At 58.4% G+C, this 11,787-nt stretch carries 11 protein-coding genes; 5 read left to right on the forward strand and 6 right to left on the reverse strand.

Annotated elements, in window-relative coordinates; genetic code table 11:
- The first annotated feature begins 266 nt into the window (after positions 1-266).
- A complete protein-coding gene (mrdA, locus tag J1G18_RS24925) occupies positions 267-2,159 on the forward strand; it encodes a penicillin-binding protein 2 (protein ID WP_027611428.1) in 1,893 nt (630 codons plus the stop codon).
- Positions 2,160-2,227: 68 nt separating this feature from the next.
- On the opposite strand, the gene J1G18_RS24930 is transcribed toward mrdA, so the two are convergent.
- From J1G18_RS24930 to J1G18_RS24950, 5 genes are all read right to left on the reverse strand, one after another.
- The gene (locus tag J1G18_RS24930; protein WP_097088530.1) at positions 2,228-2,899 is read right to left on the reverse strand and encodes a hypothetical protein; all 672 of its coding nucleotides are present in this window, start codon (positions 2,897-2,899) and stop codon (positions 2,228-2,230) included.
- Positions 2,900-2,977: 78 nt separating this feature from the next.
- Positions 2,978-3,184: a helix-turn-helix domain-containing protein gene (locus tag J1G18_RS24935; RefSeq protein WP_003226632.1), complete on the reverse strand. Its 207-nt coding sequence runs from the start codon at positions 3,182-3,184 to the stop codon at positions 2,978-2,980.
- Between the two features lie 9 nt (positions 3,185-3,193).
- A complete protein-coding gene (locus J1G18_RS24940; protein WP_095140016.1) occupies positions 3,194-3,799 on the reverse strand; it encodes a DUF2975 domain-containing protein in 606 nt (201 codons plus the stop codon).
- A gap of 220 nt (positions 3,800-4,019) precedes the next feature.
- Positions 4,020-4,424: a lysozyme inhibitor LprI family protein gene (locus tag J1G18_RS24945; protein ID WP_134786966.1), complete on the reverse strand. Its 405-nt coding sequence runs from the start codon at positions 4,422-4,424 to the stop codon at positions 4,020-4,022.
- 56 nt (positions 4,425-4,480) lie between these two features.
- Positions 4,481-5,401 carry an ADP-ribosylglycohydrolase family protein gene (locus J1G18_RS24950; protein WP_223008975.1) on the reverse strand — a complete coding sequence of 307 codons (921 nt, stop codon included), beginning with the start codon at positions 5,399-5,401 and terminating at the stop codon, positions 4,481-4,483.
- Between the two features lie 197 nt (positions 5,402-5,598).
- Here J1G18_RS24950 and J1G18_RS24955 point away from each other — a divergent pair, with 197 nt between their 5' ends.
- Together J1G18_RS24955 and J1G18_RS24960 are read left to right on the forward strand one after the other, a co-directional pair.
- A complete protein-coding gene (locus J1G18_RS24955) occupies positions 5,599-6,087 on the forward strand; it encodes an SRPBCC family protein (protein WP_025111040.1) in 489 nt (162 codons plus the stop codon).
- Positions 6,077-6,895, forward strand: a complete 819-nt coding sequence (locus J1G18_RS24960; protein ID WP_262415670.1) for an aminoglycoside phosphotransferase family protein — start codon at positions 6,077-6,079, stop codon at positions 6,893-6,895. The genes J1G18_RS24955 and J1G18_RS24960 overlap by 11 nt, the downstream gene beginning before the upstream one ends.
- Before the next feature lie 361 nt (positions 6,896-7,256).
- Here the strand turns inward: J1G18_RS24960 and acnA are convergent, their stop codons facing one another.
- Positions 7,257-9,998: an aconitate hydratase AcnA gene (acnA, locus tag J1G18_RS24965; protein ID WP_223008977.1), complete on the reverse strand. Its 2,742-nt coding sequence runs from the start codon at positions 9,996-9,998 to the stop codon at positions 7,257-7,259.
- A 222-nt stretch (positions 9,999-10,220) separates the two neighbouring features.
- On the opposite strand from acnA, the gene rlmM reads away from it, so the two are divergent.
- Positions 10,221-11,294: a 23S rRNA (cytidine(2498)-2'-O)-methyltransferase RlmM gene (gene rlmM / locus J1G18_RS24970; protein WP_135296253.1), complete on the forward strand. Its 1,074-nt coding sequence runs from the start codon at positions 10,221-10,223 to the stop codon at positions 11,292-11,294.
- Between the two features lie 178 nt (positions 11,295-11,472).
- Positions 11,473-11,724 carry a sulfurtransferase TusA gene (gene tusA / locus J1G18_RS24975; RefSeq protein WP_003226616.1) on the forward strand — a complete coding sequence of 84 codons (252 nt, stop codon included), beginning with the start codon at positions 11,473-11,475 and terminating at the stop codon, positions 11,722-11,724.
- The last annotated feature ends 63 nt before the right edge of the window (positions 11,725-11,787 follow it).

Here is an 11,787-nt window from a genome sequence, read left to right on the forward strand (position 1 = left end):
TCCCCATGTGAGAGTAGGTCATCGTCAAGATTAAATTCCGAAACCCCAATTGCGAAAGCAGTTGGGGTTTTGTTTTGCCCGCAGGAAAGTGCTTCTCTTGTCAGAGTCAGACGGCACGAGAGTTCCAACCGTCGCCGGGACTGCCATTAGGGAAAATCCTTCTGAAGTGACCACTCGGTTTTTGGTATGGTGCAGCTCGTTTTTTAACGGACTGATGTCATGCCCACGGATCGGCACTCAATTTATGTCAAAGAGTTGCTGTAGAAATGCCTGAACCCATCCCGATCAAGGATCACGAAAAAGAGACGCGTCTGGTCAACAAGCGGTTGATCGCCTGCGCTCTGTTCGTCTTTGCCATCAGTTGCGCGCTGGTGGTACGCCTGTACATCCTGCAAGTGGTTGAATACGACTACCACTCGACCATCTCTGAAAACAACCGCGTGCACGTCTTGCCGATTCCGCCGACAAGAGGCCTGATCTACGATCGCAATGGTGTGCTGCTCGCTGATAACCGTCCCAGTTACAACCTGATCATTACCCGCGAACGCGCCACTGATGTTAATCAGGAGCTGGACGAGGTAATTAATCTGCTGCATTTACCCGCCGAAGATCGTACGATTTTCGATAAGGCCATGAAGCAGTCCCGTCACCCATTCACCCCGGTGACACTGTTCTACGAGCTGACGGAGGAACAAATCGCCGTGTTGGCGGTTAACGAGTTCCGTCTGCCGGGCCTTGATGTCGAGCCGCAGTTCGTTCGGCATTACCCGTTGGGGGCGCACTTCGCGCATTCGATTGGCTACGTTGGCCGGATCAACGAAAAAGAATCCAAGACCCTCGATTCGGTAGAGTACCGCGGCACACAATCCATCGGTAAAACCGGCATTGAACGTTTCTATGAAGCGCAGCTGCATGGCCACGTCGGATATGAAGAGGTTGAGACCAACGCCCAAGGCCGGGTGCTACGGGTGCTCAAGCACACCGATCCGGTCCCTGGCAAAAACATCGTTCTAAGTCTCGACGTCAAACTGCAGGAGGCTGCGGAAGCCGCACTGGGCGACCGTCGTGGCTCGGTGGTGGCTCTCGACCCGTCCACCGGTGAAGTGCTGGCCATGGTCAGCAATCCGAGTTTCGACCCGAACCTGTTCGTCACTGGCATCAGCTCCAAGGAATACTCGGCGCTACGCGATTCCATCGACCGCCCGCTGTTCAACCGTGTGTTGCGCGGCCTCTATGCGCCGGGCTCGACCATCAAGCCGGAAGTGGCAATCGCCGGCCTCGATGCCGGTGTCGTGACGCCGCAGACCCGCGTCTTTGACCCAGGCTACTACCAACTCCCGGATTTCGATCACAAGTACCGCAACTGGAACCACAGTGGCGATGGCTGGGTGGACATGGACGCGGCAATCATGCGCTCCAACGACACCTACTTCTACGATCTGGCACACAAGCTCGGCATCGATCGCCTGCACGACTACATGGCGATGTTCGGCCTTGGCGAAAAGGTCTCGCTGGACATGTTCGAAGAGTCACCCGGTTTGATGCCGTCTCAGGCCTGGAAGCGTGCCACGCGCCGTCAGGCCTGGTTCCCGGGGGAAACGGTGATCCTGGGTATCGGCCAGGGTTACATGCAGGTTACGCCGCTACAACTGGCTCAGGCTACCGCACTGATTGCCAACAAGGGCGTATGGAATCGTCCGCACTTGGCGAAGACGGTCGATGGTGTGGCGCCGGTCGACGAGCATCCGATGCCGAATATCCTGCTTAAAAACCCGCGTGACTGGGATCAGGTCAACCACGGGATGCAGATGGTGATGCACGATGCCCGGGGTATCGCGCGCGCCGCAGCGGCAGGTGCGCAGTATCGCATTGCCGGTAAGAGTGGTACCGCACAAGTGGTAGCGATCAAGCAAGGCGAGCGCTACAACCGGGAGAAAACCCTCGAACGTCATCGCGACAACGCCTTGTTCGTTGGTTTCGCTCCGGCGGAGCACCCGAAGATCGCCATCTCGGTGATGATCGAAAACGGTGAGGCCGGTGGTCGAGTGGCCGGCCCTGTGGTGCGGCAGATCATGGACGCCTGGTTGCTGGACCAGGACGGCCACCTCAAGCCGCAATACGCGGCGCCGGCCAAGCCGCCGGGTGATCCCCACGTCTAACCCGAGTCAGCTTCACAGCACCGCCTCACGCTGGCTGAGCTGTGAAGCTCTCACGTTTTAGCAACTGACTACTTGCAGCTGTAACCCTCGGGCATCGTGACGCTGTAGTTGCGTTGCATGCGATCCTGGAAGTTCAAATTCTGCAGGCCCTGCTCGACCAGAAACGCTTCGACCTTGGCGGCCTGACAGTCCTCGTTATAAGACGACGCCCGCAGCAGATACACCGTGCGCTTACTCGCCTCATCCCGGGCGGTGACAGTGAAGGTACTGAGGGTGGTGTAGCCGATACGCTCTGACGTTCCCACCGGGCCATAGGTCGTATTGGGCTTACTGGTACAGGTCAGTCGGTCATCTTTCTTCTTGGCGTTCTTGCACACGGTCGTAGTGCTGGTTGGAACTTGCCCATAGTCGGTGGCGGTATAGCGATAAGACACTTGCCGGCTGCCGATATCGAGAGTGACGGTCATTTTGATCGGCGCGTGATTCCTGGGCAGGCTGGCGTCGGTATAAACCTCCTGAAAGCCTCTGTCTTTCAGTGCGTTGACCATGTCGCGAAGATAGTAGCGGGCATTCAGTGCGTTCTCATCGGCGCTGTTGGTCGAGGTCACCAGCACGGTTGCCTTTCGATCGAACGGATAGTCCGGATCAGGTATTGCGTTGAGTGCTACGTCTATTTGCGTGGCGCAGCCGCCAAGCAACGCGGTCAGCATTAATAGGACGCAGAACAAATAACGGGACATGACAAAGACGCCTTGCAACTAAGGATTGAATAAAAGTTAAACGGATGAGGGGGCGATAAATAAACCGCCGCCAGCGGGCTAGTCTTTCTGGTATTCCAGCAGATCGCCAGGCTGGCAATCGAGCGCAGCGCAGAGCTTGTCCAGAGTTGCCATCTTCACGCCTTTGACTTTGCCGTTTTTGAGCAATGACAGATTCGCCTCGGTGATCCCGAGCAGGGCGGCTAACTCTTTTGAACGAATTTTTTGCGTGGCCATGACTACGTCAAGGCGGACAATAATGGTCATTATATTGTTCTATATGTATTGGCTTTGCTCATCGCTGAGTACTTTTGCGTCACGCATGATAATTGAAAAAATACAGAGTAATACGCCTTTGATTATTTCGTAGGCAGAAGCGGAAGACATGCCGATCGAGAACTGGAAAATCCGATCCCCCGGCGGCAGATCTATCGACAACGCCAGACCTTGCAAGGTCTCTATTAACGGATAGGTCGCCGGAGAAACGATGCAGAGTACGCCCACTCGCCAGAGGACCCTGATGTTGCGGTCGGTCCAGGTTTCGCCGCGCGACAAGCGCAGAAAGAACAAACCGGTCAGCCATAACGCGTAAGCCGACAGGACCACGGGCAGGAAATCCAGAAAAACGATCAGTGCCGTGACCGTTGATGACAGCCAGGTGTCGGGATCAAGCAAGGCACCTTCGACAAACGGGTCAAGCAATTGCGGCGAGCCCTCAGCAAAGGCATAGAGCAGGCCCGCCAGCATTTCATCCTTTTTGAAGAACCAGATCGTTGCGTTGCCGCCGACCTCCGTTACCCCCAGAACCCAGACGAGAATTGCTGCCAGCAGCCCGATCCAATGCATGCGCTGCAGCGCCAATCCGTTGATGTGAGTACTCATGAAAATTCCTGGTTGCTACAATTTGGTAGCGAATTCTCGATGATAAATTATCTAATAACAATAATTAATTTTGATTTTGTTGCTTGAGCATCTTCTTCTGATCCGGCTCCGCATGGTCGCTCGCAATAGTGCGGGTAGTCGATAGGCTGGCCAACGCGCCGACAGGTGCCCCAAGTGTGGAATCAACAACCCTGTCGGCGAGACTGAAACCCCTGCAACATCAGGCCCCTGGCACCGGGCAACTCATGTCACCTTCCTGACACTTCAAATACTGCTTCAGCGCCCCGACCCTCACCTTTGTCACCTCGGTCAGGCAATTGCTGTAAATCAATGGATAAACACTCCCGCCGTCCACACCGGACGCGGAAAACTTGCATTCGGCATCACGAAAGCCGATCCACGCCCGCTGCGCGCTCACCAGAAGCTTTTTGCTGTCGGCGTTGTCCTTCAAACGATTAGTGATCTGCTGATACACCGCGTTCAGCTCCTTGTCCGCTGCCTTGAATTCCTGCCCGGCGCACTGGTTCATGGTGGCCTGATTGCTGGCGTTGGCGCAGTCGACGGCGGCGTGGGCGAGAGGCGTGAACAGGACGGGTGTCAGGGCCAGGAGCAGGCGTGGGAGCATGGTTAATCTCACTGTGTCGGATGAAAGTGCAGAGCAGTTTAGCGGCTATGGTGCTTCTATTCAGGAACGCGCAGTCGGGAGGCTTCGAGCAGGCGATCCGCTGTGGCTGCAATCTCCTCGCCGTCATGAAGTATTTCCAGCCAGTGAGCAGGAATCGCCCGAACGCCATAATAGGCCCCGGCCAATTGACCGACGATCGCGGCAGTGGTGTCAGCGTCATCGCCGAGGTTGGCGGCTTGCAGAATCGCCGCTGTAAAACTGTCGGTGTGATGAAAACACCACAGCGCGGCTTCCAACGACTCAACGCTGTAGCCGCTGCCACGGATATCATTGACTGATTTGGCCAGATAATCTCCTCGAGCAATCGCGGCAACTTTAGGCTCAGTGAAAGCTGAGCGCGGCAGCCTGCACAGTTCGCTTTTGCAGGTACCGAACAGCGCGTTGGCGATCAGTTCGGCAAACAATTGACAGCATTCGATGGCTTCAGGGGCCGCGTGGGTTGTCCGCGAACTGTCGCTGGCGAAGTTGCGGATCTGCTGGACGTCAGGGAAGAAAAACAGCACCACCGGCGCCAAACGCATGAGCGAGCCGTTGCCGGCGGTAAACGGGTCGGTTGACCCGGCAAAGGCCTGACCGGTTTGCTGATACTGCGACAGTGCCTGACTGACGGTCATGCCAATATCGAAACAATCCCCCGTCGAGCTCAGATATCCCCACCGCCACCAGTTCAGATAGCGTCCCATCTGGTCCGCCGCATCGAATGTGTTTTTGCTCAGAAGACTCTCCGCCAGGCAAAGCGCCATCGAGGTGTCATCCGTCCATTGTCCGGGCTTCAAGTGAAAGGGGCCACCGCCGACCATGTCCGTCAGCGGCTGGAATGAGCCTCGTGGCTTGAACTCCACCGTGGTGCCGACGGCGTCGCCGCAAGCGAGACCGAGCAGAGCGCCGCGATAACGTTCGGATAGAGATGGCTGCATGCTTCGTCCTTGTTTGTTTCCATTTCGCTGGAAAAGGTAACAGGTTCAGCGAGAGGGTTGCGTCAGTCATTCACTCATTCAACGATCGGAAATGCCGCCGAATGTTTCCTTTGGACTGAACAGGTGCAGCCCTTTAATACAACTTCAGGTTGGACATGTGGTCATACAAGCCTACTGTTCAAAACAGGAGGTGACTTATGAAACCGGTACCCAATAGTTTCGAACGCAAAATCACGCTGAAGGCGCCGCGTTCTTATGTCTGGCGCGCATTGGTCGATGCCGAGGCTTTTGGCCAGTGGTTTGGTGTGGCGCTGGAGGGCAGGAGGTTCATTGCCGGGGAATGGACGCAAGGGCAGGTCACGTATCCTGGTTATGAACACGTGTTGTGGAACGTGCTCGTCGAGCGGGTCGAGCCACAGCAGTTGTTTTCGTTTCGCTGGCACCCTTACGCAGTCAATCCAAAGATCGACTATTCACAGGAGCCGACGACGCTGGTCAAGTTCGAGCTGCAGGATTACGAGGGCGGCACTTTGCTCAAAGTATCTGAGTCCGGCTTCGCGCACATTCCCGACGTGCGGCAGAAGGAGGCGTATTACATGGACAGCCGTGGCTGGGAGGAACAGCTGAGTCGACTTGAACAGTTTCTCGCCGAAAGCGCCAAGACCCGCGAGCGTGATGGTGACTGACTGCGCAATCTTCGAACCCTGGTTGCAACGCTGGGCGCTGGTACCGGACGGTGAGCCGGTCATCACCCCCGGCAGCCGTCTGTTGCCGGTGCGTTTTGGCGACACGCCGGCCATGCTCAAGGTTGCGCTGGATACCGACGAGCAATTCGGCAATCGACTGATGACTTGGTGGGACGGTGAGGGCGCAGCGCGGGTGCTGGCCCATCACGAGGAAGGTTTGTTGCTGGAACGGGCTATGGGCCGGCGTTCGTTGATGCACATGGCGCTCAACGGTGAAGACGACGAAGCCACGCAGATCATGTGCACGACACTATCGCGCTTGCATGCGCCGCGCCCGACGCCGCCACCGCCGCTGGTGGAGCTGGCACCGTGGTTCGCCTCGCTGCGCGTGGCCGCGGCCGAACATGGCGGGACCTATGCCCTGAGCCTGCAAGCGGCTGAAGCCTTGCTCGCAGATCCGCAGGACGTGGTGGTGCTGCACGGTGACATGCACCACGACAATGTTCTCGATTTCGCTGCACACGGCTGGCTCGCTATTGATCCCAAACGAGTACGCGGCGAGCGCGGTTATGACTACGCCAACCTGATCTGCAACCCGGACTTGCCGACGGCTGGCGATTCACAGCGATTGCGCCGGCAGGTCGAGGTGATCGTCGAGGCGTCCGGGCTTGATCGCCGACGCTTGCTGCAATGGGTGCTGGCATTTGCCGGGTTGTCGGCCGCCTGGTTCCTGGAGGACGATGCGCAGCAACAGGCTGCCGAACAGCTGCAGGTCGCGCAAATCGCCGCTTGCCTGCTGGATGACTGAGAGGGCTAAGGGTTTTCGGAAGGGCTTTTATAGCGAATGTCTTACACGCGGTGGTAGCTTTTGCGACTATTGCCGATTGGATCCACGGCGTAATCTACACCCATCAACTGAGACACAGGGAGTGTTTCAGGATCACGGATGATCGACCATAGCAAGGATCGCTGCCGACAGGGAGTCGATAATGGTCTTGGGAAAAACCCGCTTCGGCGGGTTTTTTTTCGCCTGTACAAAAGCGCTGAAGGCTTGTGTCGAGCACCTGTAGCGAGGGGGTTTATCCCCGATGGGTAGCGAAGCGACCTCAAAAAAGGGCCTGCTGCGCAGTCCATCGGGGATGAATCCCCTCACCACAGGAATCAAGCAATCAAGAGGCGATCAGCTGCCGCAACACGTAGTGCAGAATCCCGCCGGACTTGAAGTACTCCACCTCATTCAACGTATCAATGCGGCACAGCACCTCGATTTTCTCCTGGCGCCCGTCTTCACGGGTGATCACCAGAGTCAGGTTCATGCGCGGCGTCAGCTCGACACCGGTCAGGCCCTGAATATCCAGGGTTTCCTTGCCGGTGAGGTTCAGGCTCTTGCGGTTCTGATCGAGCTTGAACTGCAGCGGCAACACGCCCATGCCCACCAGGTTGGAACGGTGGATACGCTCGAAGCTTTCAGCGATCACCGCTTTGACGCCCAGCAGGTTGGTGCCTTTGGCCGCCCAGTCACGGCTGGAGCCGGTACCGTATTCCTGACCGGCGATCACCACCAGCGGCGTGCCCGAGGCCTGATACAGCATGGCGGCATCATAAATCGGCATTTTCTCGCCGCTCGGGATGTAGATTGTGTTGCCACCTTCTTCGCCGCCGAGCATCTCGTTACGAATGCGGATGTTGGCGAATGTGCCGCGCATCATCACTTCGTGGTTGCCACGCCGTGAGCCATAGGAGTTGAAGTCCCGCGGCTCCACGCCTTTTTCGCGCAGATAGCGCCCGGCCGGACTGTCAGCTTTGATGTTACCGGCAGGGGAGATGTGGTCAGTGGTTACCGAATCGCCCAACAGCGCCAGAACCCGCGCGCCCTTGACGTCGGTGATCACCGGCAACGGTCCGGAAATGTCGTCGAAGAACGGTGGATGCTGGATGTAGGTCGAGTCGTCCTGCCACACATAGGTGGCGGCCTGCGGCACCTGGATCGCTTGCCATTGCTCGTCGCCGGCAAACACTTCGGCGTATTCCTTGTGGAACATCGCGGTGTTCACCTGATTCACCGCCTCGGCGATTTCCTTGCTGCTCGGCCAGATGTCGCGCAGGTACACCGGATTGCCTTGCTGGTCGTTACCCAGCGGTTCAGTGCTGATGTCGGTGCGCACGCTGCCGGCCAAGGCGTAGGCGACGACCAGCGGTGGCGAGGCCAGCCAGTTGGTCTTGACCAGCGGATGCACCCGGCCTTCGAAGTTGCGGTTGCCGGAGAGCACCGACGCCACGGTGAGGTCGGCTTTCTGAATGGCTTTCTCGATCGGTTCCGGCAGTGGCCCGGAGTTGCCGATGCACGTGGTGCAGCCATAACCGACCAGCGAAAAGCCCAGTTGATCGAGGTATTGCGTCAGCCCCGCCGCCTTGTAGTAGTCGGTGACCACTTTCGAGCCGGGTGCCAGCGAACTCTTCACCCACGGCTTGCGGGTCAGGCCTTTCTCCACGGCTTTTTTCGCCAGCAGACCGGCCGCCATCATCACGCTCGGGTTCGAGGTGTTGGTGCACGAGGTGATCGCGGCGATCACCACCGCGCCGTTTTTCAGGCGATAGGTGTGGCCTTCGTATTCGTACTCGGTTTCTCCCACCAGATCAGCGTTACCCACGGCCACGCCACCGCCGCCTTCGCTTTCCAGGCGACCTTCTTCTTTGCTGGTGGGTTTGAATTGCAGGTCCATGAAATCACTGAAGGCCTGCGCCACGTTCGGCAGCGAAACCCGATCCTGCGGGCGCTTTGGTCCGGCCAGGCTGGCTTCGACGCTGCCCATGTCCAGCGCCAGGCTGTCGGTAAACACCGGTTCCTGACCGGGAAGGCGCCACAGGCCTTGGGCCTTGGAGTAGGCCTCCACCAGTTTCACCACTTCGGCCGGGCGACCAGACAAGCGCAGGTATTCGAGGGTTACGTCATCGACCGGGAAGAAGCCGCAGGTCGCGCCATATTCCGGGGCCATGTTGGCGATGGTCGCGCGGTCGGCCAGTGGCAGGTCGGCGAGACCGTCACCGTAGAATTCGACGAATTTGCCGACCACACCTTTCTTGCGCAGCATCTGCGTGACGGTCAGCACCAGGTCGGTGGCGGTGATGCCTTCCTTGAGTTTGCCGGTGAGTTTGAAACCGATCACTTCCGGAATCAGCATCGACACCGGTTGGCCGAGCATCGCGGCTTCCGCCTCGATCCCGCCGACGCCCCAGCCGAGTACGCCGAGGCCGTTGATCATGGTGGTGTGGGAGTCGGTGCCGACCAACGTGTCGGGGAAGGCGTAGGTGCGGCCGTCCTCATCCTTGGTCCACACCGTGCGCCCGAGGTATTCGAGGTTGACCTGGTGGCAGATCCCGGTGCCTGGTGGCACCACGCTGAAGTTATCGAAGGCGCTCTGGCCCCAGCGCAGGAACGCATAACGCTCGCCGTTGCGCTGCATCTCTATGTCGACGTTCTGTTCGAAGGCGCTTGGGGTAGCGAATTTGTCGACCATTACCGAGTGGTCGATCACCAGATCCACTGGCGACAGCGGGTTGATTCGCTGCGGATCACCGCCGGCCTTGGCCATGGCGGCGCGCATCGCGGCGAGATCCACCACCGCAGGTACACCGGTAAAGTCTTGCATCAATACCCGGGCAGGGCGGTACTGGATTTCCCGGTCGGAGCGGCGCTCCTTGAGCCAGGCGGCAATGGCCTTGAGGTCGGCGCCGGTGACAGTTTTTTCATCTTCCCAGCGCAGCAGGTTTTCCAGCAGGACTTTCAGCGACATCGGTAGCTGGTCGATATTGCCAAGGCTCTTGGCGGCATCGGGCAGGCTGAAATAGTGGTAGGTCTTATCGTCGATTTGTAGAGTTTTAAGGGTCTTCAGACTATCGAGGGACGGCATTACGATCACTCCTTTGAGTCCGCACGGCTACGGACGGAGGGGACGGGCAGAGCTATCAACGTAGCCCTGTTTTCAGTAGCTGGCTAATAACTGGACTCTATGGGCAAGTCCAAGGTTCCGACATCGGCTATCATGCGCCGGTTTTCGTGACAGGCTTTGCTTCACCGCAAGGCTTGAGCAGCGTGCAGGGGCCGAATGTCCGCCCTCTGCCCAGGAGTAAGAATGAACACCCTATTCATGCATTGCCGGCCAGGCTTCGAAGGCGAAGTCTGTTCGGAGATTTCCGACCTCGCCGCCCAACTCAACGTCGCCGGCTACGCCAAGGCCAAACCGGCCACCGCGTACGCCGAGTTTGTCTGCACCGAAGCAGACGGCGCCGAGCGCCTGATGCGCGGCCAACGCTTTGCCGAGCTGATTTTCCCGCGGCAATGGGCGCGTGGCGTCTTCATCAATCTGCCGGAAACCGACCGTATCAGCGTGATCCTCGAGCACATGGCGGACTTCCCGGTCTGCGGCAGCCTGTGGCTGGAAGTGGTCGACACCAACGACGGCAAAGAGCTGTCGAACTTCTGCAAGAAATTCGAAGGCCCGCTGCGCAAGGCGCTGACCGGCGCCGGCAAACTGGTGGACGACGCGAACAAACCGCGCCTGCTGCTGACCTTCAAGAGTGGTCGCGAAGTGTTCCTCGGCATGGCGGACGCCGGCAACTCGGCGATGTGGCCGATGGGCATTCCGCGTCTGAAGTTTCCGCGCGAGGCACCCAGCCGTTCGACCTTGAAACTGGAAGAGGCCTGGCACCACTTCATCCCGCGTGATCAGTGGGACGAGCGCCTGCACAGCGACATGACCGGTGTCGACCTCGGCGCAGCACCGGGCGGCTGGACCTGGCAATTGGTTAACCGCGGCATGCTGGTGACCGCCATCGACAACGGCCCGATGGCTGAAAGTCTGATGGACACCGGGCTGGTGCAGCACTTGATGGCCGACGGCTTCACCTTCAAGCCCAAGCAGCCGGTGGACTGGATGGTCTGCGACATCGTCGAGAAGCCGGCGCGTAACGCGGCGATGCTTGAAGAGTGGATCGGCGAGGGCCATTGCCGCGAAGCGGTAGTCAATCTCAAGTTGCCGATGAAGCAGCGTTATGCCGAAGTGAAGCGCTTGCTCGAGCGCATCGCCGATGGCTTCAAGGCGCGCGGGATCAAGGTGGATATTGGCTGCAAGCAGCTGTATCACGACCGCGAGGAAGTGACCTGCCATTTGCGTCGGCATGACATCAAGAAAGCCAAATCCCGCTAAGTCACCACTAAACCCTGTGGGAATGATCTCTGTGGTGAGGGGATTTATCCCCGATGGGATGTAGCGCATCCCCAGTCTTTGCGGTCGCCCCGCAAGCCATCGGGGATAAATCCCCTCGCTACAGATGACTGAGCACCCAGCAATGCGCGACAATGCCGGTCAGTTTCAGGAGTGAATCATGAGTGAAATGATCGATACCCCGGTCGACGGCACCCTCGACGCCACCGGTCTCAATTGCCCGGAGCCGGTGATGATGCTGCACCAGCACATTCGTGACCTGGTGCCTGGCGGCCTGCTCAAGGTGATCGCCACCGATCCCTCTACCCGTCGCGACATTCCCAAGTTCTGCGTGTTTCTCGACCACGAACTGGTGGGGCAACACGAAGAGGCTGGTACTTATCTGTACTGGATCCGCAAGAAACAAGCCTGACCCTCAGGCAAACGAAAAACCCAATGTGGGAGCGGGCTTGCTCGCGAAAGCGGTGTTTCAGTC

This window comes from Pseudomonas sp. MIS38 (genome assembly GCF_019891575.1).
Lineage (GTDB): Bacteria > Pseudomonadota > Gammaproteobacteria > Pseudomonadales > Pseudomonadaceae > Aquipseudomonas > Aquipseudomonas putida_A.